Raw genomic sequence first — 22,656 nt, forward strand, 5'->3', positions numbered from 1 at the left:
TAATATTTTTCACTAATTGAAACATAACTAGATTTAAAGAGGTGTTAACATAAATTGACTATTAACCAAAATTCTACACCGTTGTTTTCCGGACTTGTGGAACATGCAAAGAAAAACCCAATTCAATTTCACATACCGGGACATAAAAAAGGAACCGGAATGGATCCAGAGTTCCGTAACTATATTGGGGAAAACGCATTATCAATCGATTTAATAAATATCGGGCCGCTTGACGACCTACATCATCCAAAAGGTATTATAAAAGAAGCACAAGACCTCGCTGCAAAAGCGTTTGGTGCGGATCACACGTTTTTTTCTGTACAAGGTACAAGTGGAGCCATTATGACGATGGTAATGGCAGTTTGTGGTCCTGGAGAAAAAATAATTGTTCCTCGAAATGTGCATAAATCTGTAATGAGTGCCATCGTTTTCTCAGGTGCTGTTCCAATTTTTATACACCCAGAAGTAGATAAAGAATTAGGAATTTCTCACGGTATAACAACAGATGCAGTAGAGCGTGCGTTACAACAACATCCAGATGCAAAAGGCGTATTAGTGATAAACCCAACGTATTTTGGAATTTCGGCTGATTTAAGTAAAATAGTCGAACTAGCCCATTCTTACGATGTTCCTGTATTAGTCGACGAAGCACATGGAGTGCATATACATTTCCATGAAGAGTTACCACTTTCTGCAATGCAAGCAGGGGCAGATATGGCAGCTACTAGTGTACATAAATTAGGCGGGTCTATGACGCAAAGCTCCATTTTAAATGTGCGAGAAGGTTTAGTAAATGTAAATCGTATTCAATCGATATTAAGTATGCTTACTACAACATCAACATCCTATTTATTACTAGCTTCTTTAGATGTAGCACGAAAAAGGTTAGCAACAGAAGGACATGATATTATTGACCAAGCAATAAAACTTGCCAATAAAACACGTAAAAGAATTAATGAAATTGAACATTTGTATTGTGTTGGGGAAGAAATATTAGGTACAAAAGCAACGTTTGACGCTGATCCTACAAAGTTGATAATATCAACTAAAAATCTCTCTATAAACGGATACGATGTAGAAAAATGGCTACGCGAAAAGTACAATATCGAGGTAGAATTGTCAGATTTATACAATATACTATGTATTATTACACCAGGTGATAGTGATAAAGAAACAGATATACTAGTAGACGCTCTAAAAGATTTATCGCAAGCTTTTGGGTTAGACGAGTCAAACCCTCATAACCATAAAGAAGTATATTTACCAGATATACCAGTATTAGCGATTGCACCTCGTGAGGCTTTTTATTCTGAAACTGAAGTTGTTCCTTTTGAAGAATCTGCTGGTCGAGTTATTGCAGAATTCATCATGGTTTATCCACCAGGGATTCCGATTTTCACACCAGGAGAGATTATTACGGAAGATAATTTACGTTATATACAAATGAATATAGAAGCCGGCTTACCAGTTCAAGGCCCAGAAGATTATGAATTAAAGACACTAAGAGTTATTAAAGAACATGTTGCAATTAAATAATATATAAAAGAGCTTAGCTACGGTGCTGCCTGAAGTTAAAAGAAAGATCTGACTTTTCCAGGTGGCACCGTGCCAAGCTCTTTTTTACAAAAAAAGAAAAAGGATGAAATCACTTTTCATCCTAATATTTCTACCCATCCATATATTTAGTTGAAACTACTAAACTATTATTTATAAAAACCCCTGTTTAACTACTTTTTTTCTTCTTTACTAGTACACTTACAACTACTGCATTTTGCATAGAGAGTGGAAACTTTTTCTGTTTCAAAATATTCTAACGTTGCTTGACATGTTTGACATACGATTGTACCCATTTCTCCATTTCCCCTTTACTCGTTTTGTTAAAAACGTTTTGTAATACACTTTTGTAAGCGTTATCCTTTATTAATTTAATCATAAATCACGCAATGTGTTATGTCAATAGTTAAATTGTATAACACATTAATTATTTTTTTATAGAATAGTAGTCATAAAAATGAATAGATTTTTATAAAGTAGTAGGATATGTGTATAATAAAAAAGCTCCTAATAGTGAGTTATCACCTATTAGAAGCTTTTGTTTTGCTTATGACCTCGTATTTATTTTAGTTTGGAGAGTCTTTAATTGTTTCATTAATTCGTTATATTCCTCCATACTAATATTGCATAATTGGATTTCATTAGCAACTTGTGTCGTGATTATCTTTTTTTGTGTTATCGCTTTTTCTTGTAAAAATATATAGACATTTCGCTCATCCACTTCGGAACGCACTTTTTCAAGCCAACCTTTATCAACCATTCTTTTAATCATTGGTGTCAACGTCCCCGTACCTAAATTTAGCTTTTGTCCTAATTGTTTAAGAGTAATTCCGTCTTTCTCCCATAGTGCTAATAATACTAAATATTGTGGATACGTCATATCATAAGGTTTTAAAACTTTTGTATATAATTTAATAAATTCACTTGCTGTTTCATAGATAGCAAAACATAGTTGGTTTTCTAGCGTTAAAAAATCTTCCATTTCTTCACCTACAAATTCAGTAACCTTTGAATGTCCTTTTCAATGTTTCCAGGCTCTGTAGTAGGAGCATATCTTTCAACTACTTGACCATTTTCATCAACAAGAAATTTGGTGAAATTCCATTTAATATTTTTAGTTAGTAACCCTTTCTTCTTTGTTTTTAAAAATGTGAATAGTGGTTCTTCCTTATCACCATTAACATCGACTTTTGCAAACATAGGAAAAGATACACCATAATTTAATTGACAAAATTGTGTTGTTTCATCGATATCATCAAATTCTTGATTATTAAATTGATCACAAGGGAAGCCAAGTATTTGCAGACCTTGATCTTTATACTTTTCATAAAGTTCCTGCAACCCTTTAAATTGTGGTGTAAGTCCACACTTACTAGCAGTATTGACAATTAGTAGAGCTTTTGCATTGAAATTTTTTAATGAAATTTCATCACCACTAGGTTTTTTAACAGTAAAGTCATATACGGAATTCAACATTATCACTCCTGTTCCTCATTAAATCGTACACGATTTAATCATACAAAATTTATCTACGAATAACAAATATTTCATACTATGTTTATAAAAACAAAAAAGAGCTAAGATTTCTCTAAGCTCTTTTTAGTCAAATATTAATATTGTTCCGTAAATGGGACATTTGGTATAGCTGATTTAAAAAATTCGGCTAAATCTTCTGCTTGTTCCTTGGAATCAATCCGGAAAACAGTTTGTAGGTGATTTAAATCGGTTATATCTTTAGGGTCGAGGAGGGTTGAGCGGCCAGTTTGCATACAAACGACTAGAGGTTTTCCAAAAAATAAATTTGTGTAAACAATTGCAAAATCATATCGAGCTTCTTCCGTTGTAAAGCCTACAAATCGGGCATTTACATTTTCATTATCATCATATAATTTGTCAAATAGGTTCATAAGGACCTCCTTTTTATTTTTTTATTCTGAATTTTATTATAACCTAAAACTTAAAATTTTAGCAACAAAATTTTAACGTTGTCAAATTATTCATGCAAATGCTAGAATGATATTATTAGAGCATTTACTAGGAGTGAGTAGAATGGCAAGTAGTGCATATATTAAACTAGTTCCAAAATCAAAAAAGAAAACACTTACAATCGACGACGTGAAAGAGTTATTCCACTATTATAAAGATATTACATCTAAAACAGGTCAACAACTAAGCTGGCAATACGAAGAATCCTCCTTCCCTTATATGATAAAAGAGAATCCAGAAGGAGCAGGAAAATGGTTTTATTTAAAAGGTATAGAAGATCGCTACAAGATGATTTTAGTCGGTATAGGTTCACAACCTAGTGAAAATGGAGAAGACGAGGAAACATTATCATACATCCAAATAACGTTACATGACCAATCTACACATGGCGACAAAGGAAAAGCTAATGAATATTGTAAGTTTATCGCTAAAAAACTAGAAGCAGAACTGCAATTATTTACAGGAAAAGTTATGTATTTTTATAAAAGATAAAAAAACAACGGCTAATTATGCCGTTGTTTTTGTTTTAAGGTGTTTCAATCAAGTCAGGATCTACGATTTCATATCCTTTTTCTTGTAATCCTACTACAATGTCCTCTAAAGCTTCACTTGTCCATTCACGATCATGCATTAAAAGATTTGCACCATCTCTAAGTTCTGGTGCATTTACCATTATGTCTGATATTGTTTCTTTTGTTTTATAATCAGGTTCCCAGTCATATCCATACGTCCAATTCATTAGAAGCATTCCTTCTTCTTTTACTATATCTTTAGCATAATCAGTATTTACACCAAATGGTGCTCTAAAAAACTTTGGACGCTCTCCTATTATCTCTTCTACTACATTATTAAGTTCTACTATTTCAGATTTTTGCTCTTCCTCACTGATAGTTGAAAGCCTTTTATGTGTCATTGTATGGTTTCCTATTGGAAAACCAAGCCTATGAATTTCCTTTAACACTTTCTTTTCTTCTTCCGTATCAAGAAAATGGCCATTTACAAAGAATATGGCTTTTACACCTAAAGTATGTAATGTCTCAGCCATATGAAGAGCATATCGATCCGGCGCATCGTCAATTGTTAGAAGCACCACTTTTGGATTTGCATTATCAATTGGTACGATGCTCCAGTCACCACTTATTTTATATTGAGGACTAATATTAATTTGCTCTTTTTCATTTTGTTCATCAGTTACAGGGCTATCTACTATCTCATCGTTATTATCTTCAGGGGATGAAGGATTCTCCTCTACATCTGTCTCCATATCAATAACAGGCTCTTCGTTGTCTTGTTTGTTGTTTGTGTCTTCCACCATATTATTATTCGTACAAGCAGTTAGGAAGAGTAAAAGTACGCTAGAAATAATCCAGTTTTTCATTTCCTTTCCTCCATCTTTTTAGCTATTTGTGTTTTTTAGCACTCTACATATTTTACAATTGAATACATCTTATTTTTGTAAATGAAAAACGAGCATCAAATTTATACAGAGTATCACATAATACATATAATACTAGTAGTTAGAAACTGTTTGCAACGTTTTTAAGGAAAGAATTATTTTATGTACCATTTAAATGAGGGCACTGGTCGTAATCAAAATTGCTACAATATAAAAAAGTTGTCTACTTAGTATAATACTAAATAGACAACTTCTCATATGATAAATTTTTATTTTACGATATGAATTGGACTTCCTATAGCTACTTCCGCAGCTTCCATTGTGATTTCCCCTAAAGTTGGGTGAGCATGGATAGTCATCGCTAAGTCTTCAGCTGTCATGCCCGTCTCAATTGCTAGCCCTAATTCAGCAATCATGTCAGATGCGCTTGCACCGGCAATTTGTGCACCAATTACAAGACCATCTTCTTTTCTAGTAACAAGCTTCAAGAAGCCGTCTGTAGTGTTTAGAGCAAGAGCACGTCCATTTGCAGCAAATGGGAATTTAGCAGCTGTTACTTCAATACCTTCCTCTTTAGCTTCTTGTTCTGTATAACCAACAGAAGCTAATTCCGGTTCAGTGAATACAACAGCAGGGATTCCATGATAATCAATTTCTGAAGGATGTCCTGAAATAGCTTCAGCAGCTATTTTTCCTTCATATGATGCTTTATGAGCTAGTGGTGGTCCCTCTACAATATCACCAATTGCGTAGATGTTCGAAATGTTTGTACGGCATTGTTTATCAATTTTGATAATCCCACGTTCCGTCATTTCAACTCCTACTTGTTCTAAGCCCATTTCATCTGTATTTGGACGGCGACCAACCGTTACTAATACGTAATCAGCCTCAATAACTTTTTCTTCACCTTTTACTTCTATCGTAACTTTCACGCCGTCTGCTGATTCTTCAACGCCTTTAGCCATTGCTTTCGTGAAGATTTCAACATTTCCTTTTTTCTTTAAGTTACGTTTTACTAAAGCACTCATTTGTTTTTCGAAACCAGCTAAAATTTCATCGCCTGCTTCTACTATTACAACTTCCGTGCCAAAGTTTGCATAAGCTGTACCTAATTCTGTACCGATATAACCCCCACCAATTACGATCATCTTTTTAGGGATTTCTTCAAGCGCTAAAGCTCCTGTAGAATCTAGGACACGTTTAGAATATTTGAACGTTGGAATTTCAATTGGGCGAGACCCAGAAGCTATAATACAGTTGTTAAACTTGTATGTTTGAGCAGAGTTCTCATCCATGATACGAACTGTGTTTGCATCTACGAAATATGCTTCACCACGTACTATATCTACTTTATTACCTTTTAGAAGTCCTTCAACTCCACCAGTAAGTTTTTTCACTACTCCTGCTTTGAATTGTTGAACTTTAGAAAAATCAACTGTTACATTTTCAGCTTTAATTCCCATATCTGCAGAATGTAGAGCTGTTTCATAACGATGTGCTGCTGATATTAAAGCTTTTGATGGGATACAACCTACGTTTAAACATACTCCACCAAGTGTAGCTTTTTCAACAATTGTTACTTTTTGTCCTAATTGTGCTGCACGAATTGCAGCTACATATCCACCAGGACCCGCTCCAATGACAAGCGTATCTACATCTATTGCGAAATCTCCAACTACCATTTATTACGCCTCCATTAATAATAATTGTGGATCGTTCAATAATCGCTTAATATGGTTAAGCGCATTTTGAGCAGTTGCTCCGTCGATCATGCGGTGATCGAAGCTTAGTGATAAAGCTAATACTGGAGCTACAACAATCTCACCGTCTTTTACTACTGGCTTTTCAGCAATACGACCAATACCTAAAATAGCAACTTCCGGATGGTTAATAACTGGAGTAAACCATTGACCGCCTGCTGAACCGATATTAGTAATCGTACAAGAAGCACCTTTCATTTCATCACCAGAAAGTTTTCCATCACGAGCTTTTACAGCTAGTTCATTAATTTCATTAGAGATAGTAAAGATAGATTTACGATCTGCTTCTTTTACTACAGGAACTAATAAACCTTTATCTGTATCTGCAGCGATACCGATGTTGTAGTAATGCTTATGAACAATTTCATCTGTTGCATCATCTAAGGAAGTGTTTAGAGCTGGGAACTCACGTAATGCAGATGTTAAAGCTTTTACGACGTATGGTAAATAAGTAAGTTTGACGCCTTTGTCAGCCGCAACACCTTTGAATTTTTTACGATGAGCTACAAGTTCCGTTACGTCAATTTCATCCATTAACGTTACATGTGGTGCAGTATGTTTTGAGTTAACCATTGCTTTTGCAATCGCACGACGAATTCCACTCATTTTTTCACGAGTTTCTGGATATTGACCAGCTGGAATTGGTTGTTTAGCAGCTTCTTGTTTCGGTGCTTCCGTTTGTACTTCTGCAGCAGCTGCTGGTGCTTCTGTTACAGGTGCTCCACCAGTAGTAAATGCATCGATATCTGTTTTTAGTACACGGCCATTGTTTCCTGTTCCTGCAACTTGACGAATGTCTACACCTTTTTCGCGTGCATATTTACGAACAGAAGGCATTGCGATAACGCGACGACTTGGGTCAACTTCTACAGCAGTAGCTGCTGGAGCTGAAGTAGTTTCATTCGTTTCTTCAGGGGCTGGTGCCTCTTCTTTCGGAGCTTCATCAGCATGATCGTCGCCTTTAAATTTTAAGTCTTCGTAACCAGGCGCATCAAAAGTGATAATAGTTTGACCAACTGTTGCAACAGTACCTTCATCTACTTTTAATTCCAATACTTTCCCTTTTACAGGGGAAGGGATTTCTACTACTGCTTTATCATTTTGTACTTCCATTAAAACATCGTCTTCATTAACTTCATCGCCAGGTTTAACAAACCATTTTACGATTTCACCTTCGTGGATACCTTCACCGATATCAGGCAATTTAAATTCGAATGCCACGATTTTCTACCTCCTACATATATAAATGTCACAGGCCCATTAAAAGGGCCTTTTTCATTAATTTTAATTATTAAAATTCCATTACTTTTTTAGCAGTTTCAATAACGTCTTTGAAGTTAGGTAACCAAACACTCTCAGCTTGAGAGAATGGGTATACTGTATCAGGTGCAGCAACACGTAATACTGGTGCTTCTAAGCTTAAAATAGCACGATCGTTAATTTCTGCTACTACATTTGCAGCAATACCAGCTTGTTTTTGTGCTTCTTGGACTACGATTGCTCGTCCTGTTTTTTCAACAGAAGCAATAATAGTGTCGATATCTAATGGGCTAATAGTACGAAGGTCTACTACTTCAGCAGAGATACCTTCTTTCTCTAGCTCATCCGCAGCTTTCAAGCACTCATGTACCATTGCTCCGTAAGTTATCATTGATAAATCTTTACCTTCTCTTTTAACATCAGCTTTACCAATTTCAATTGTATATTCCTCTTCAGGAACCTCTTGACGGAAAGAACGGTATAATTTCATATGCTCTAAGAAAATAACTGGGTCATTATCACGAATAGCAGAAATTAATAAACCTTTCGCATCATACGGTGTTGAAGGAATTACTACTTTTAAACCAGGTTGTTGTGCTACTAATCCTTCTAAGCTATCCGCATGTAGTTCTGGAGTATGAACTCCTCCACCAAAAGGTGAACGAATAGTAACTGGAGAATTCCAACGGCCACCTGTACGGTAACGCATACGCGCCATTTGGCCACTTAAAGAATCCATTACTTCGTATACAAATCCAAAGAATTGAATTTCCATTACTGGACGGAAGCCAGTAACGCCAAGGCCGACCGCTAAACCACCAATTCCTGATTCCGCAAGAGGTGTGTCAAAAACGCGATCTTCACCAAATTCAGCTTGTAGACCTTCAGTAGCACGGAATACTCCTCCGTTTTGTCCTACGTCTTCACCGAATAGTAAAACATTCTCGTCGTTTTTTAGTTCTGTGCGTAACGCATCAGTGATTGCTTGAATCAATGTCATTTGCGCCATAGCTTACTTCGACTCCTTCGCTTTATAAATTTCGTTTTGCTCTTTTAAGTTATACGGAAGTTCTTCATGCATGAAGGAGATTAAGTCCGTAACTTTTTGTTTTGGTTGATCATCTGCTTTTTTAATAGCATTTTTAATATCTTCTTTTGCTTGTTCAATAACTTCATTTTCGATTGATTCGTTCCATATTCCTTTTTCTTCTAAGAATTTACGGAAGCGTACAATCGGATCTTTCTTTTCCCATTCGTTATCTAATTCAGAAGTACGATAACGTGTTGGATCATCACCAGCCATTGTATGAGGACCATAACGGTAAGTTAACGTTTCAATTAATGTTGGACCTTCGCCATTTATTGCTCTTTCACGAGCTTCACGAACTGCAGCGTACACAGCAAGCGGATCCATTCCATCTACTTGGATTCCAGGAATACCAGCAGCAACAGCTTTTTGTGCAATTGTAGTTGCAGCCGATTGTTTTTCAACAGGAGTAGAAATTGCGAAACGGTTGTTTTGAACAACAAAGATAGCTGGTGCTTTATACGCACCTGCAAAGTTAATTCCTTCGTAGAAATCACCTTGAGAAGCTCCACCGTCTCCTGTGTATGTAATCGCAACTGCTTGTTTACCTTTTTTCTTTAATCCTAATGCAACACCAGCAGTTTGAATAATTTGTGCACCAATAATGATTTGTGGTGGTAATAAATTAACTCCTTCTGGCATTTGGTTTCCGTGGAAATGTCCACGTGAGAATAAGAATGCTTGGTACAGCGGAAGGCCATGCCAAATCATTTGCGGTACATCGCGGTATCCAGGAAGGATAAAGTCTTCACTTTCAAGCGCGAATTGTGAAGCTAATTGTGAAGCTTCTTGACCAGCTGTTGGAGCGTAGAATCCTAAACGCCCTTGTCTATTTAAACTAATAGAACGTTGGTCTAATACGCGAGTATAAACCATACGACGCATTAGTTCTTTAAGCTGCTCATCAGTTAGTTCTGGCATTGCAGCTTCATTAACCACTTTTCCTTCTTCATTTAAAATTTGGAACGTTTGAAAAATCTCTTCCACTTTTTTAAATTGTTGTTGTGGATCGAATTTGGCATTTTTCGTTTTTGCTGCCATGTTCGTCACCTCTTCCTTTCTATTAAGAAAATTCATTGATACCATTTGTTTTGAAACATACAAAAATAGGTTGCCCAAAAACAAATTGAAAAAGACAATTTTTATTGTCAATCATTGCAGCAACTTTTTGCTTTAAAAATTTATAGTGTACGTACTTATTTACAATACCACTATAATTAACCTGTATCAATAGTTAACTACATTAATAATAGTACAATAATGAGTGTACAATAAATCGCTCCATTCAGTCAATTACTTTGTTTTTTAATTAAAAATAGAAACCCATTGAAAACTCTGTATTAATACAAAAACATAAACTGTACTACAATATTGGAACAGATTATATAAAATACTATTTTATAATAACTTTAAACTATGTAAAGCCTTCACTTTTTCATACATTTAAAAGATAATACAAAAAAGAGTATTATCTTTAGATAATACCCTTTTCCTCACACTTTAATTGTTATATTCCACATTTAAGCCAGCATTTTGATAAAACTTATATTTATCTTCATTATATTGTTCTGTATTTTCATTAAACTTCTCATTTGCTTCTTTAATTTTTGTATACGTGTCGTTAATCTTATCTATTTGATTTTTTAATTGCTCCATCGTTAAATCTTCTAGTTGGAATAACTCATATAATTCTATGTCAAGTTCTATTGCCTCCATGTAATACGTATACAGTTCATCGTAGGCTCCATATCTTTTCTCCATTAATTGATAGAGTTCTTGCGCTTCTTGCTTTAATTGTTCATCTTCTAATTCTTCCATATGAGTAGAAACTTCTTCAAAATGTTCTCTAGCCTCATCGATGCTCGCCTTTTCTCTCTCCATATGTTCTCTACGTTCTTCCACTACTGATGTAGCCTCTTTAGCAAGAACGATAATCTGCTCGAATTCTTTCATCCCAAGGGAGATGATTTCGTCATAAAGTTCTTTTTCTTTTTGTTCTAGTTGAAGTAGTGGCTCTTGTTGCTCTTCAAAGTTAGTTTCTAATTCTACTACATGTTCCAACGTATCAAAGATTTTTTGTTCTGCTTTTTCTTTCTCTGTGCAACCTGTCAATATTAATGTAGTTGCCAATCCGATCGATAGTAATACTTTTTTCCATTGCCACACAATTATATCCCCCTAACTTAGTAACATCTTAACTATAAATTTTGCTACAATGTTTGACAATAGCTTTTTCACACATTTGTTATAATAATTAGTAAGTGTAATAAAATTGTACTTATAATTAACGTATGGTGCTCGTCCAAAAAAATTACAAATTTATGTACAGTCAGTAAAAATAATTGTTAAAATGATTTTATAGACACATTGAATGGAGTGACATAAATGTTAACAACAGATGACATTATTAAAGATGGACATCCAACATTAAGAAAAGTAGCGAGTGAAGTAAAATTACCATTAAGTAATGAAGATAAAGAAACTTTAGAAAAGATGATGGAATATGTTCAAAATTCCCAAGATCCTGAAGTTTCAGCTAAATACAAATTGCGTCCAGGAATTGGATTAGCTGCACCACAAATAAACATTTCAAAAAGAATGATAGCAATTCATGTTCATGATGAAAAAGGAACACTTCATAGCTATTCCCTAGTTAACCCAAAAATAATTAGTCATTCTGTCGAAAAAAGCTATTTAACGACTGGTGAAGGATGCTTATCAGTGGACGAAAATATAGAAGGCTTTGTACCGAGATATGCAAGAATAACTGTGAAAGCAACGTCCATTACGGGTGAAGAATTAAAATTAAGATTAAAAGGTCTTGTTGCGGTAGTTTTCCAACATGAAATAGACCATTTAAACGGAATAATGTTTTATGACCATATTAATAAACAAAATCCATCAACTCCTCCTGAAGACGCTACACCGATTGAAAGATAAAATGATAGTAATACTAAAGTAATGATGCATGTAAGATGAAAGACTATTTACTAATTGGTAAATAGTCTTTTTTATTCGTAAACCGTAAAAAACGAAGAAATCTTTTTCCTTATTTTTTAAAGAGAGTATTTCTGAAAATAACACATAATAAAACCAAATACCTTAAAAACACACTATAGGTAGGAGGTACTTTTATGCTTAAAAAATTAAAAAAAGAGTTACTTCGTCGATGGAACGATTTATTAAAACGAAGAACAATCGCTTAATTTATTTACATAGGCTGTCCAAAACGGCGAAAATACTATTTAATATATACTTAGGACAGCCTATAATTTTTTTATATAAAAAATAATACATATTATATGTTTTCATGTAAAACATGCAAAATGAATAGAAATTATATATAATAAAGGATAACTATGGTAATTGTACCAATTTGTTCGGTTACTGGGATTATGGTAAAATAAAAATCTAGACTACCGTCCGTTTATAACTACTATCTCTGTACGGAAGAGGAACATTTCTACCCTCCTCCGCAGATTATATTCAAGGTCGAACACATCAATAATTTATTAGTTAAATTACTTTTAATAGAATAGAGAATAATGAAGTTATTTTTGTTGTACTCTCAAATTAGTTATACATACCCTTTGATATGCTACATATGTTTGCATTTGTGCATTTATCAGTTCGTTTCGTATAAATAAAGCGTTTAAAAGTAGTTAATATATATAGAAATAAAACCAAGGAGAGATTATTTATGATTTTTAAAGTTTATTATCAAGAACAACTTACTGAAGCACCAGTAAGAGAAAAAACAAAAACGGTGTTTGTAGAAGGAGAAGCCGAAAAAGATGTTCGTATTGCATTGAAAGATAAGCCCTACAACATTGAAATTGTAATTCCTGTTGAAGGTGAATACTTAGCTTACGAACAACAATCAGAACACTTTAAAGTATTGGAGATAGGATAATGAAGTTTGTCAAAAACAATCAAGCAGCAGTGTTTGCGTTAGGTGGTTTAGGTGAGATTGGAAAAAACACCTACGCAGTTCAATTTCAAGATGAAATTATCTTGATTGACGCTGGAATAAAATTCCCCGAAGATGAATTACTTGGGATCGATTATGTTATTCCTGATTACACTTATTTAGTAAAAAACGAAGAAAAAATTAAAGGATTATTCGTCACTCATGGTCACGAAGACCATATTGGTGGTATTCCCTACTTATTAAGAGCAATTAATGTCCCGGTATACGGTGGTAAACTTGCTCTAGGTCTAATTCGGAACAAATTAGAGGAACATGGGTTACTAAGAACTGCCAAATTAATTGAAGTACAAGAAGACGATATTATTAAATTTAGAAAAACATCTGTAACGTTCTTCCGTACAACACATAGCATTCCTGATTCATACGGTATTGTTGTAAAAACACCACCTGGAAATATCGTGCACACTGGTGACTTTAAATTTGACTTTACACCTGTTGGGGAACCTGCAAATTTAACAAAAATGGCTGAAATCGGTAAGGACGGAGTACTTTGTCTTTTATCAGACAGTACAAATAGTGAAGTGCCAGACTTTACAATGTCGGAACGTAAAGTTGGAGATAGTATTCACGATATTTTCCGTAAAGTATCTGGAAGAGTTATTTTTGCAACGTTTGCATCTAACATCCATCGTCTACAACAAGTTACAGAAGCCGCTGTCGCGAATGGCAGAAAGATTGCTGTATTCGGAAGAAGTATGGAAGCAGCCATTAATATTGGTTTAGATTTAGGTTATATAAGAGCCCCTAAAGATACTTTTATTGAATCAAACCAAATAAACCGATTACCTGCAAATAAAGTTACTATTCTTTGTACAGGTAGCCAAGGTGAACCAATGGCAGCCCTTTCTCGAATTGCCAATGGAACACATCGTCAAATTCAAATTATACCTGGAGATACTGTTGTATTTTCTTCATCACCGATTCCAGGTAACACATTAAGCGTTAATCGAACAATTAATATGTTATTCCGTGCTGGTGCTGATGTTATTCATGGAGCTTTAAGTGATATACATACATCAGGTCATGGTGGTCAAGAGGAACAGAAATTAATGCTGCGTTTAATGAAACCGAAGTTTTTCATGCCAATACACGGTGAATACCGTATGCAAAAAATGCATGCAAAGCACGCAATTGACTGTGGTGTCGATCCTGATAATTGCTTCATAATGGATAATGGTGAAGTATTAGCATTAAGCGAGGACGAAGCAGCAGTTGCTGGCAAAATACCTTCCGGAAATGTCTTTATCGATGGTAGTGGTATAGGTGATATTGGTAACATCGTGTTAAGAGATAGACGTATCCTGTCGGAAGAAGGCTTAGTCGTAGTAGTGGTAAGTATAAATATGAAAGAGTTTAAAATTTCTGCTGGTCCAGACATCATATCACGAGGATTCGTTTATATGAGAGAGTCTGGTGATTTAATTAATGATGCTCAAAGTTTAATTCATAAACATCTTAATAAAATTATGGAACGTCGCACTACTCAATGGTCTGAAATTAAAAATGAAATAACGGACACGTTATCACCATTTTTATATGAAAAAACAAAACGTCGCCCAATGATACTTCCAATTATAATGGAAGTATAAATATAAAAGCGTAGATGAAGAGTCCTTCCTGACAAGTATAAGACAAGCTCTTCCAGTGGAGGTTTCATTTAACAATGGGAGGCCTTTGCTAATAACATCAAGTGTCTTTTCGAAGGATAATAAATTCACAAATTTATTAAGCACAATAATTAAAATGAAACAGGTACCGCTATAGTGGTACCTGTTTCATTTTGAACTATTTGTCTATTTGCATTTTTAATTTATTTCTGTTTAGGTCCAGCAATTGAATATTTTTATTCTTCAACTAGCTTTTTCTCGAAACGATTTATATCTGTATCTGCACCGATGACAATTAGTATATCACCATGACGGATAATTTCTGTTGCTTGCGGGGAAACAATGATATCTTTCCCACGCTTAATAGCAACGATATTTATTCCATATTTTGCGCGTATGTCTAAGTCAATTATGGAATGACCGTCTAATCTTCTACTAGCAACAATTTCTACAATGCTATGCTCGTCAGATAACTCTAAGTAATCCAATACGTTATTAGATATAATATTATGAGCTATGCGTTTTCCCATATCTCGTTCTGGATGGACGATTTGGTCAGCCCCTATTTTATTTAACACTCTTTCGTGATAGTCATTGGTTGCTTTAACCGTAATATGAGGCACGCCTAATTCTTTTAAAATAAGTGTTGTAAGGATACTCGCTTGAATACTATCTCCTATCGCTACTATTACATGATCGAAGTTACGAATACCTAAGCTTTTCAATACCGCTTCATCCGTTGTATCTCCAACAACAGCATGTGAAGCAATATTCGCGTAAGCATTTACTCTATCCTCATCTATATCAATCGCGAGTACTTCTACTCCTTCTTCGCTTAACGCTTTACAAATACTGCCTCCAAATCTCCCTAAACCTATAACCGCAAACTCTTTTCGTTTCAATGAAATCTTCCTCCAATAATAGATACAACTTATATAAAGTATTGTAACATACAAAATCTAGTTCCAGTAGTTAGAAAAGCGGAGGCGGCTCGTTCAGGTCCAAACAAACTGGAGCTTTTCCGAGGGAGATAAAGGAAACACAGCGAACCTTCGTTAAGCTGATGTTGACTTATCGTACGGAGGAAAAGTGAAGTTTGAGCCGGAGCTAGCTGCCGGAGCTAGACGTAACGTAAGTAAAGTTAGTAGTTATCCACAATATTTACACGTTTTGTTACTTAACGATCAAAAAAGAAGATGAGCGAATAATCTCATCTTCTTATAATTTTTTATTTAATTGTTGCTGCTGGTTCGGTTCCTAACATTTCTACTATTTCATTTTCTTCATTCATAACAGCGACTTTTGGTTTGTGCGAATGAATTTTCTCTTCTGGTAACATGCAATAGGAAATGACGATTATGACATCACCTGGTTGCACTAAGCGCGCTGCTGCTCCATTTAGGCAGAATTCCTTCCCCCCACGCTTTCCAGGGATAATATACGTTTCAAAACGAGCGCCATTATTGTTGTTTACAATATGAACTTTTTCGTTTGCAACCATCCCTACAGCGTCTAATATATCTTCATCTATCGTAATGCTACCAACATAGTTCAAGTTAGACTCCGTTACTCTTGCACGATGTATTTTCGCATTCATTAATGTCCGAAACATGTTTTTGGCCTCCTGCTGCATAAAATATTAAAATGTAAAGACTATATTATCAATCAGTCTAGCTTTTGAAAATTTAACTGCTAACGCTATAATAAGTTCCTTATCATTTCTACTTTTACTTTTTAAATCAGGATAAGTTAAAACCTCTATATATTCTATATGACCTGTTGTCTCTTTTTCAATCATTTCTTTTATACTATTTTTAACAAAGTTGGTTGTTTTACCTTCAAGTAGTAATTGTTTTCCAAGATGTAACGCTTGATATAAAACTGGCGCTTCAGCTCTTTCTTCATTTGTTAAATAAACATTTCGAGAACTTTTGGCTAAACCATCTTCCTCTCGAACAGTTGGTACTCTTTCAATTGCAACTGGAATATTATAATCTTCTATAACTCCTTCTAAAACTGCTACTTGCTGAGCATCCTTCATACCAAAATAGGCTTTATCCGGTAAAACAATATTAAACAATTTAATTACGACCGTTGCAACACCGTCAAAATGCCCTACTCTATTTACACCACATAGTACATTCGATCTTTCCACCACTTGAATCACCGATGTTCTTTTTTCTTTATACATTTCTTCCACTGAAGGATAAAATAAATAGTCGACACCTGCTTCTTTAGCAAGCATTTCATCCCTTTCAATATCACGAGGATAGGCTTCAAAATCTTCATTAGGACCAAATTGTAGTGGATTGACAAAAATACTTAAAACGACAATATCATTATGCTCTCTAGCTTTCTTTACTAATTGCAGATGTCCCTCGTGTAAAAAGCCCATAGTTGGAACAAACCCGATTCGTTTACCTGACTTTTTATTATTTATACTAATCTCTTGCATCTCGGAAACTGTTGAAATACGCTTCATTGCTTTTTCCCTCCATATAAAGCTTGAACTGTTTCTTCTTTCATCGTAAATGAATGCTCTCTCGTAGGGAAAATATTATTTTTCGTTTCTGAAACGTATGATTCTATTCCTTTTAACGCTTGCTCTTGCATATTTGCATATTGCTTAACAAACTTTGGGACACGATCAACACCGTACGTAACAACATCATGAAACACTAGCACTTGCCCATCTGTATCTATCCCTGCACCAATACCGATTGTAGGAATTGATATAGACTCTGAAACTTCTTTTGCAAGCTGCATTGGTATACATTCTAAAACAAGAGCTATCGCCCCAGCTTCTTCACATTTTTTCGCATCTTCTATAAGCTTTTTCGCACTCTTTATATCTTTACCTTGCACTTTATAGCCACCTAAAACGCCAACAGTTTGTGGTGTTAATCCTAAATGTGCAACAACAGGAATCCCAGCTTTGTTAAGTGCATCCATTTTTTCTATAACATTACCTGCTCCTTCAAGCTTCAATGCATGTGCACCAGATTGTTGAATGATTTCCCTAGCATTTCTTAACGTATCTTCCATAGAAAGGTGATATGTCATAAATGGCATATCGGTTACGATATAAGTGGATGGTGCGCCTCTTTTTACTGCCTTTGTATGATGAATCATATCTTCAATCGTTACAGGCACAGTCGTGTCATACCCTAACACAACCATTCCTAACGAGTCTCCAACTAATATGACATCTACTCCAGCTTGTTCCGCAATTTTAGCCGAAGGGTAATCATAAGCAGTAAGCATTACAATTTTTTCGCTATTCTTTTTCATTTTTAAAAAATCGGTAGAAGTTTTCATATCGTTAATCTCCTCCTGTATTATGTCGCCTTTTTAGTAGGAAGAGGTTAGAAAAAATAAAAAACCTTCTTTCGAAAATTGAGAAAGAAGGAGTGAAGTGACTATATCCCTCTGTCCCCGTCCTAAAAGATCAAGGCAGACTTTCATTCATAAGTTTTTTTACTAAAATCGGTGCAGTTCTTTTGAGATACCGCCCATTCAAGTACATTATAAAGAATTAAGATAAAAGAATCTATTATTTTTTCTCCATTTCAATATCTGCTGAATGGATATAATGTGTCTTACCATCTTTATCCTCCAGCATTAGCACACCATCGTCCGTAATGCCTTTAGCTACTCCTTTTATGGAACCGGTAATCGTTCTAGCAACAATTTGTTTACCAATGCTCAGCGCATACGATTCCCACAATAGCTTTATTGGCAAAAAGCCGTGTTGTAAATATTGATCATATAATTTCTCAAGCTTAGCTAAAATAACTTGAATTAATTTTGCTCTAGTATAAGTTTTACCACTTTCAATTAATAAGGAAGAGGCGATTGTCTGTAGTTCTTCTGGGAAATGCTCTAACTGTTGGTTTACATTTATGCCAATTCCTATAATGACTGAATTAATTTTGTCTGCTTCTGCTTGCATTTCCGTTAAAATGCCAACAATTTTTTTTCCATTCAGTAATATATCATTCGGCCATTTAATATTAGGTTGTAACCTTGTAACTTCTTCAATTGCTTGAACAATTGCTACAGCTGCTATTAAAGTGAGCTGTGGTGCTTTAGGAGGTGGTAAATTCGGTCGTAGGAGTACACTCATCCAAATACCAGTATATTTAGGTGAATGCCATTTTCGATCTAAACGACCTCTTCCTGAGATTTGTTCTTCCGCGACTACGATCGTTCCTTCCTTCATTCCATCGTATGCTAATTTATGTGCAATCTTTTGGGTAGAGTCAACAGACTCTTCAAAATGAATGAAGCGCCCTAATCTTTCCGTTTGGAGACCAAGTCCAATCTCATTCCCACTAATTTTATCAGGGACTTTGGTTATTCGGTATCCTTTCCTTCGAACCGCTTCTAGTTCATATCCTTCTTGCCTTAAATCTTCAATATGCTTCCAAACGGCGGTTCTGGAACAACCTAGTTTTTCACTTATATTTTGACCAGATACCCAATCACCGTTTGCTTCTGTAAAAATCATTAATAATTTTTTTCTTGTTTCATTTTGCATTGAAGAACCCACTCCTTTATTGTAGAAGGGGTGTTTATAATCGTTCCTTCTAACACTTTTTCTTCAAGTTTATTTAATATGTCTGAGACCCATTTACCTGGCTTCTTCCCATACATATGTATTAAGTCAGTTCCATTTATTGCTAAATCTTGTTTTGAACGAATTGGTAATTGTTCATATAGGCTTTTTACTATCTCATATTGAGGCTGCGTACCCTCTATAACAGATCGAATTCTCTCAACTTCTAGGGCAGTCGTAATGCCTGCTTCATACACTTTAAATGTATCCCAAGAGGAATTGTTTAATATATTCCAAATACGTACATTTTTCATTACCGAATGAATTACCTTTTTAGGCAATTTCCATTCCTGTAAAAACAGCTCTATGTTTTCAATTCCACAACTTTTAACAACTGCTGTCCAAAGTTCTGAGCGTTCATTTAAACTAGTTTGTTCTAACTTTTCACCGATTTGTGTTAGTTGCATTACTTTTCCACTCACCCGTGGCAAATAGGAAAGCAGATTAGTCTCATATAAAATATTTAATGCGTACACAATGTTTACGCCTTTTAATAACTTTTCAAACTCAACAGTCTTTCGTTCGACAGAAATAGCCGCTAATCGCTTAGCGTTTGCTTTCATCGCTTCGACAGTTTTAAGTGAAATGGTAAATTTTAGTTGACTACTAAAACGAGCAGCTCTTAACATCCTTAGTGCATCTTCTGAGAAGCGCTCATCGGCATTGCCAACAGTATGAATCTTTTTCTGCTTAAGGTGTTCCTTTCCTTGAAAGTAGTCAATAATACTTCCTGTTTCTGTCATTGCCATTGCATTAATAGTAAAATCGCGCCTTCTTAAATCTTCCTTCAAACTTTTTATAAATGTTACACTATCAGGTCTTCTATTATCAGAATATGTACTTTCAGAGCGAAACGTCGTCACTTCGTAAGATTCCTCTTCCGTTACAACAATTATTGTTCCGTGCTCTTTTCCAATGTCCACTGTTTTAGGGAACATATTAATAATTTGCTCTGGAGTTGCAGAAGTAGCTATATCTACATCTCCAACTTCCCTTTTTAGTAGGGAATCACGTACCGATCCACCAACGAAATACGCCTCATGGCCTTCCTGTTTTAACACTTTTAGCACTGGTATTGCTCTCATAAATGCTGCGTTCATAACAATCTCCCTGTAACTACGAGTATAATCATTCGCTCATTAATGCATAGTAAAGCTGTTCGTATTGTTCAAGAATAATTTGTGAACTGAAGTTTTCCTTAACTCTTTTCAAAGCTTGAAGTGAATATTGTTGATATGTATCAGGATCCGTTAGTATAGTAATTGCTTTATTAGCAATGTCATTAATATCACCTAGTTCACAAATGTAGCCCGTTACGCCATTATCAATAACTTCAGGTATTCCACCGATTTTTGTTCCGACAGTTGGTACACCACATGCCATAGCTTCTAGCAACACAAGCCCAAAACTTTCTTTCTCTGATAGCAGAAGCATGAGGTCACTAATAGAGTATAGTTCCGCTACATTTTCCTGTTTTCCTAACAATAACACTTGACCTTCTAGATTCTTTTCTCTTACTAAATCACAAACGACAGATATTTCTGGTCCGTCGCCTACTAATAATAATTTTGAAGGTATTTCCTTATGTATTAATTCAAAACTTTTAATAACATCTGTTACTCTTTTTACTTTTCGGAAATTAGATACATGTATAACGACTTTCTCTTCGGGTAATATACCATACTGCTGTTTTAATTCATCTAAATTTCGTTTGTAATATACTCGTTCGTCTACGAAATTATAAACCGTTTGAATTTCTTTATTAGGTTTAACCAATTCATACGTTTGTTCTACTAATGATTTGGATACAGCTGTCACAATATCTGAACCTTCAATGCCGAATCGTATCATATTAGTAAGCGAAGGGTCGTAACCTAAAACAGTAATATCTGTTCCGTGTAATGTTGTCACTATTTTAAGCTTGTCCCCTGTCATCTTTTTCGCTAAATATGCCGAAATAGCATGTGGAATAGCATAATGAACATGAAGTATATCTAATTTTTCTCTCCTAGCGATTTCCTCCATCTTGCTAGCTAAGGCGATATCATAAGGTGGATATTGAAAAACAGAATATTGATTTACTTGAACTTCATGATAATAAATATTGCTATAAACTTTGTTTAATCGAAACGGCATACTTGAGGAAATAAAATGAATTTCATGTCCTCTTTCCGCGAGTAATTTGCCAAGTTCTGTTGCAATAACACCCGAACCTCCAACAGTCGGATAGCATGTTATACCTATTTTCAATTTACGAGTCATTTTCGAGCTCCTCCCACTAAATCGTGATGCAATACAAGTGGGCTCTCTGCAAAAAATCCTTCTGCATAACCAACTCCAATTTCTTTACCAAACACTTTTTCTCTGCTAATTACTGAACTAATATAGTTCGAAGTTAAAGGTGTATCTTCTCCGCCTTCCTCTTTTTCGAATTGACTTCGATAACAACTTAGTGCTTCTTGTTTTTTATGTATGAAATCTGTTATATCTACGAAAAAATTAGGTTTGTGAAAACCATTAATCATATAGGAGTATTGTTTTTCTACTTGATGTGCCGGGAGACTATTTTTATCATTAAATTTTTTTATTTTGGCAGAAAAGATTGCCTCCCGTACAAGCGCAGCACAATTACCATGGTCAGGATGTCTATCTATATGGTACGGAAAAAAGATTACTTTCGGTTTCCACTTTCGGATTATTGCAACTACTTCCTTCACATTGTCTTCTTGTATATAAATACCACGGTCTGGAATATCCAACTGTTCCCTCACGGCAATACCAAGAACCTTTTCTGCCTTAGTAGCTTCTTCTTGTCTAAGCGACACAGTTCCGTTAGAAGACAATTCCGCATTCGTTATATTGCAAATACCTATTTTAAAACCTTCTGACACATATTTTGCAATTGTGCCACCCATTCCGATCTCAACGTCGTCAGGGTGTGCACCAAAAATTAAAAAATCAAGATTCATTATTAATTCTCTTCCTTCTGTCGATCATGAATAACGTTACGCCACACAAAATCTCCACGTTCTAATCCTTTAATTAAAATTTCAGCGGTGCCCATATTTGTTGCTAACGGAATCGCATATACATCACATAACCTTAAAAGAGCTGTTACGTCTGGTTCGTGTGGTTGAGCTGTTAATGGATCTCTAAAAAATATAACTAAATCCATATTATTCTGCGCAATCATTGCCCCAATTTCTTGGTCTCCTCCTAGTGGGCCTGATTGAAATCTATATACATTTAGTCCTGTTGCTTCCGATATTTTCATCCCCGTAGTACCAGTTGCAAAAAGTTCATGTTCTTTTAAAACAGTGCTGTATGCTGTAGCAAAATGAATCATATCTGTTTTCTTTTTATCGTGTGCAATTAATGCAATTTTCATCGTTAGTCC

General features: G+C 35.1%; 24 protein-coding genes. 5 read left to right on the forward strand and 19 right to left on the reverse strand.

What is annotated here, in order from left to right:
• The first annotated feature begins 60 nt into the window (after positions 1 to 60).
• A complete protein-coding gene (locus BC6307_RS13405; RefSeq protein WP_066420072.1) occupies positions 61 to 1,536 on the forward strand; it encodes an aminotransferase class I/II-fold pyridoxal phosphate-dependent enzyme in 1,476 nt (491 codons plus the stop codon).
• A gap of 191 nt (positions 1,537 to 1,727) precedes the next feature.
• On the opposite strand, the gene BC6307_RS13410 is transcribed toward BC6307_RS13405, so the two are convergent.
• The 4 genes from BC6307_RS13410 to BC6307_RS13425 form a co-directional block, all read right to left on the reverse strand.
• Positions 1,728 to 1,850, reverse strand: a complete 123-nt coding sequence (locus BC6307_RS13410) for a GapA-binding peptide SR1P (RefSeq protein WP_066420055.1) — start codon at positions 1,848 to 1,850, stop codon at positions 1,728 to 1,730.
• Positions 1,851 to 2,101: 251 nt separating this feature from the next.
• Positions 2,102 to 2,536, reverse strand: a complete 435-nt coding sequence (locus BC6307_RS13415) for a MarR family winged helix-turn-helix transcriptional regulator (protein WP_066420054.1) — start codon at positions 2,534 to 2,536, stop codon at positions 2,102 to 2,104.
• Between the two features lie 8 nt (positions 2,537 to 2,544).
• Positions 2,545 to 3,027 (reverse strand): glutathione peroxidase, encoded by a 483-nt coding sequence (locus BC6307_RS13420; protein ID WP_066420052.1) that lies wholly within the window; start codon positions 3,025 to 3,027, stop codon positions 2,545 to 2,547.
• A gap of 137 nt (positions 3,028 to 3,164) precedes the next feature.
• Positions 3,165 to 3,461: a DUF3055 domain-containing protein gene (locus BC6307_RS13425; RefSeq protein WP_066420051.1), complete on the reverse strand. Its 297-nt coding sequence runs from the start codon at positions 3,459 to 3,461 to the stop codon at positions 3,165 to 3,167.
• Between the two features lie 142 nt (positions 3,462 to 3,603).
• On the opposite strand from BC6307_RS13425, the gene BC6307_RS13430 reads away from it, so the two are divergent.
• Positions 3,604 to 4,032 (forward strand): DUF1885 family protein, encoded by a 429-nt coding sequence (locus tag BC6307_RS13430; RefSeq protein ID WP_066420047.1) that lies wholly within the window; start codon positions 3,604 to 3,606, stop codon positions 4,030 to 4,032.
• 34 nt (positions 4,033 to 4,066) lie between these two features.
• Here the strand turns inward: BC6307_RS13430 and BC6307_RS13435 are convergent, their stop codons facing one another.
• The 6 genes from BC6307_RS13435 to BC6307_RS13460 form a co-directional block, all read right to left on the reverse strand.
• Positions 4,067 to 4,918, reverse strand: a complete 852-nt coding sequence (locus BC6307_RS13435) for a polysaccharide deacetylase family protein (protein ID WP_066420045.1) — start codon at positions 4,916 to 4,918, stop codon at positions 4,067 to 4,069.
• A 287-nt stretch (positions 4,919 to 5,205) separates the two neighbouring features.
• Positions 5,206 to 6,618, reverse strand: coding sequence for a dihydrolipoyl dehydrogenase (lpdA, locus tag BC6307_RS13440; RefSeq protein ID WP_066420043.1), 1,413 nt, complete (start codon positions 6,616 to 6,618; stop codon positions 5,206 to 5,208).
• A gap of 3 nt (positions 6,619 to 6,621) precedes the next feature.
• Entirely contained in the window at positions 6,622 to 7,917 is a 1,296-nt protein-coding gene (locus tag BC6307_RS13445; protein ID WP_066420041.1) for a dihydrolipoamide acetyltransferase family protein, read from the reverse strand.
• A gap of 70 nt (positions 7,918 to 7,987) precedes the next feature.
• Positions 7,988 to 8,965 (reverse strand): alpha-ketoacid dehydrogenase subunit beta, encoded by a 978-nt coding sequence (locus BC6307_RS13450; RefSeq protein ID WP_066420039.1) that lies wholly within the window; start codon positions 8,963 to 8,965, stop codon positions 7,988 to 7,990.
• A gap of 3 nt (positions 8,966 to 8,968) precedes the next feature.
• A complete protein-coding gene (gene pdhA / locus BC6307_RS13455) occupies positions 8,969 to 10,084 on the reverse strand; it encodes a pyruvate dehydrogenase (acetyl-transferring) E1 component subunit alpha (protein WP_066420036.1) in 1,116 nt (371 codons plus the stop codon).
• A gap of 459 nt (positions 10,085 to 10,543) precedes the next feature.
• A complete protein-coding gene (locus tag BC6307_RS13460; protein ID WP_066420035.1) occupies positions 10,544 to 11,209 on the reverse strand; it encodes a YkyA family protein in 666 nt (221 codons plus the stop codon).
• Between the two features lie 219 nt (positions 11,210 to 11,428).
• Between BC6307_RS13460 and def the strand changes: the two genes are divergently transcribed.
• The 3 genes from def to rnjA all read left to right on the forward strand — a co-directional run bounded on the left by def (position 11,429) and on the right by rnjA (position 14,623).
• Positions 11,429 to 11,983: a peptide deformylase gene (gene def / locus BC6307_RS13465; RefSeq protein ID WP_066420033.1), complete on the forward strand. Its 555-nt coding sequence runs from the start codon at positions 11,429 to 11,431 to the stop codon at positions 11,981 to 11,983.
• Between the two features lie 760 nt (positions 11,984 to 12,743).
• A complete protein-coding gene (locus BC6307_RS13470) occupies positions 12,744 to 12,956 on the forward strand; it encodes a DNA-dependent RNA polymerase subunit epsilon (protein WP_066420031.1) in 213 nt (70 codons plus the stop codon).
• On the forward strand, positions 12,956 to 14,623 hold the full coding sequence (gene rnjA / locus BC6307_RS13475; protein ID WP_066420029.1) for a ribonuclease J1: 1,668 nt from the start codon (positions 12,956 to 12,958) through the stop codon (positions 14,621 to 14,623). Before BC6307_RS13470 ends, rnjA begins: the two co-directional genes overlap by 1 nt.
• Positions 14,624 to 14,877: 254 nt before the next feature.
• On the opposite strand, the gene BC6307_RS13480 is transcribed toward rnjA, so the two are convergent.
• The 9 genes from BC6307_RS13480 to mgsA all read right to left on the reverse strand — a co-directional run bounded on the left by BC6307_RS13480 (position 14,878) and on the right by mgsA (position 22,647).
• Entirely contained in the window at positions 14,878 to 15,543 is a 666-nt protein-coding gene (locus BC6307_RS13480; protein ID WP_066420027.1) for a potassium channel family protein, read from the reverse strand.
• 326 nt (positions 15,544 to 15,869) lie between these two features.
• A complete protein-coding gene (panD, locus tag BC6307_RS13485) occupies positions 15,870 to 16,253 on the reverse strand; it encodes an aspartate 1-decarboxylase (protein WP_066416797.1) in 384 nt (127 codons plus the stop codon).
• Positions 16,254 to 16,280: 27 nt separating this feature from the next.
• A complete protein-coding gene (gene panC / locus BC6307_RS13490; RefSeq protein WP_066416799.1) occupies positions 16,281 to 17,123 on the reverse strand; it encodes a pantoate--beta-alanine ligase in 843 nt (280 codons plus the stop codon).
• Positions 17,120 to 17,959, reverse strand: a complete 840-nt coding sequence (gene panB / locus BC6307_RS13495) for a 3-methyl-2-oxobutanoate hydroxymethyltransferase (RefSeq protein ID WP_066416805.1) — start codon at positions 17,957 to 17,959, stop codon at positions 17,120 to 17,122. The genes panC and panB overlap by 4 nt, the downstream gene beginning before the upstream one ends.
• A 235-nt stretch (positions 17,960 to 18,194) precedes the next feature.
• Positions 18,195 to 19,181: a biotin--[acetyl-CoA-carboxylase] ligase gene (locus tag BC6307_RS13500; protein WP_066416812.1), complete on the reverse strand. Its 987-nt coding sequence runs from the start codon at positions 19,179 to 19,181 to the stop codon at positions 18,195 to 18,197.
• Complete coding sequence (locus BC6307_RS13505; protein ID WP_066416814.1) at positions 19,151 to 20,359, reverse strand: CCA tRNA nucleotidyltransferase; 1,209 nt, start codon at positions 20,357 to 20,359, stop codon at positions 19,151 to 19,153. The genes BC6307_RS13500 and BC6307_RS13505 overlap by 31 nt, the downstream gene beginning before the upstream one ends.
• A gap of 28 nt (positions 20,360 to 20,387) precedes the next feature.
• A complete protein-coding gene (gene bshA, locus BC6307_RS13510; protein WP_066416815.1) occupies positions 20,388 to 21,521 on the reverse strand; it encodes an N-acetyl-alpha-D-glucosaminyl L-malate synthase BshA in 1,134 nt (377 codons plus the stop codon).
• Positions 21,518 to 22,231: a bacillithiol biosynthesis deacetylase BshB1 gene (gene bshB1 / locus BC6307_RS13515; protein ID WP_412766311.1), complete on the reverse strand. Its 714-nt coding sequence runs from the start codon at positions 22,229 to 22,231 to the stop codon at positions 21,518 to 21,520. Before bshB1 ends, bshA begins: the two co-directional genes overlap by 4 nt.
• Complete coding sequence (gene mgsA / locus BC6307_RS13520) at positions 22,231 to 22,647, reverse strand: methylglyoxal synthase (RefSeq protein WP_066416819.1); 417 nt, start codon at positions 22,645 to 22,647, stop codon at positions 22,231 to 22,233. The genes bshB1 and mgsA overlap by 1 nt, the downstream gene beginning before the upstream one ends.
• Positions 22,648 to 22,656 lie beyond the last annotated feature (9 nt).

Origin of the sequence: Sutcliffiella cohnii (genome assembly GCF_002250055.1) — a bacterium.
In the GTDB taxonomy this organism is placed as follows: Bacteria; Bacillota; Bacilli; order Bacillales; family Bacillaceae_I; genus Sutcliffiella; species Sutcliffiella cohnii.

Bases quoted from the DNA above. Each gene is read 5' to 3' on its own strand.
- BC6307_RS13415 (WP_066420054.1), bottom strand. From the start codon at position 2,536: ATGGAAGATTTTTTAACGCTAGAAAACCAACTATGTTTTGCTATCTAT.
- BC6307_RS13425 (WP_066420051.1), bottom strand. From the start codon at position 3,461: ATGAACCTATTTGACAAATTATATGATGATAATGAAAATGTAAATGCC.
- def (WP_066420033.1), top strand. From the start codon at position 11,429: ATGTTAACAACAGATGACATTATTAAAGATGGACATCCAACATTAAGA.
- BC6307_RS13430 (WP_066420047.1), top strand. From the start codon at position 3,604: ATGGCAAGTAGTGCATATATTAAACTAGTTCCAAAATCAAAAAAGAAA.
- BC6307_RS13505 (WP_066416814.1), bottom strand. From the start codon at position 20,359: ATGAACGCAGCATTTATGAGAGCAATACCAGTGCTAAAAGTGTTAAAA.
- lpdA (WP_066420043.1), bottom strand. From the start codon at position 6,618: ATGGTAGTTGGAGATTTCGCAATAGATGTAGATACGCTTGTCATTGGA.
- BC6307_RS13435 (WP_066420045.1), bottom strand. From the start codon at position 4,918: ATGAAAAACTGGATTATTTCTAGCGTACTTTTACTCTTCCTAACTGCT.
- BC6307_RS13500 (WP_066416812.1), bottom strand. From the start codon at position 19,181: ATGCAAAATGAAACAAGAAAAAAATTATTAATGATTTTTACAGAAGCA.
- pdhA (WP_066420036.1), bottom strand. From the start codon at position 10,084: ATGGCAGCAAAAACGAAAAATGCCAAATTCGATCCACAACAACAATTT.
- panC (WP_066416799.1), bottom strand. From the start codon at position 17,123: ATGAAGCGTATTTCAACAGTTTCCGAGATGCAAGAGATTAGTATAAAT.
- BC6307_RS13410 (WP_066420055.1), bottom strand. From the start codon at position 1,850: ATGGGTACAATCGTATGTCAAACATGTCAAGCAACGTTAGAATATTTT.
- panD (WP_066416797.1), bottom strand. From the start codon at position 16,253: ATGTTTCGGACATTAATGAATGCGAAAATACATCGTGCAAGAGTAACG.
- BC6307_RS13470 (WP_066420031.1), top strand. From the start codon at position 12,744: ATGATTTTTAAAGTTTATTATCAAGAACAACTTACTGAAGCACCAGTA.
- rnjA (WP_066420029.1), top strand. From the start codon at position 12,956: ATGAAGTTTGTCAAAAACAATCAAGCAGCAGTGTTTGCGTTAGGTGGT.
- BC6307_RS13450 (WP_066420039.1), bottom strand. From the start codon at position 8,965: ATGGCGCAAATGACATTGATTCAAGCAATCACTGATGCGTTACGCACA.
- bshA (WP_066416815.1), bottom strand. From the start codon at position 21,521: ATGACTCGTAAATTGAAAATAGGTATAACATGCTATCCGACTGTTGGA.
- mgsA (WP_066416819.1), bottom strand. From the start codon at position 22,647: ATGAAAATTGCATTAATTGCACACGATAAAAAGAAAACAGATATGATT.
- panB (WP_066416805.1), bottom strand. From the start codon at position 17,959: ATGAAAACTTCTACCGATTTTTTAAAAATGAAAAAGAATAGCGAAAAA.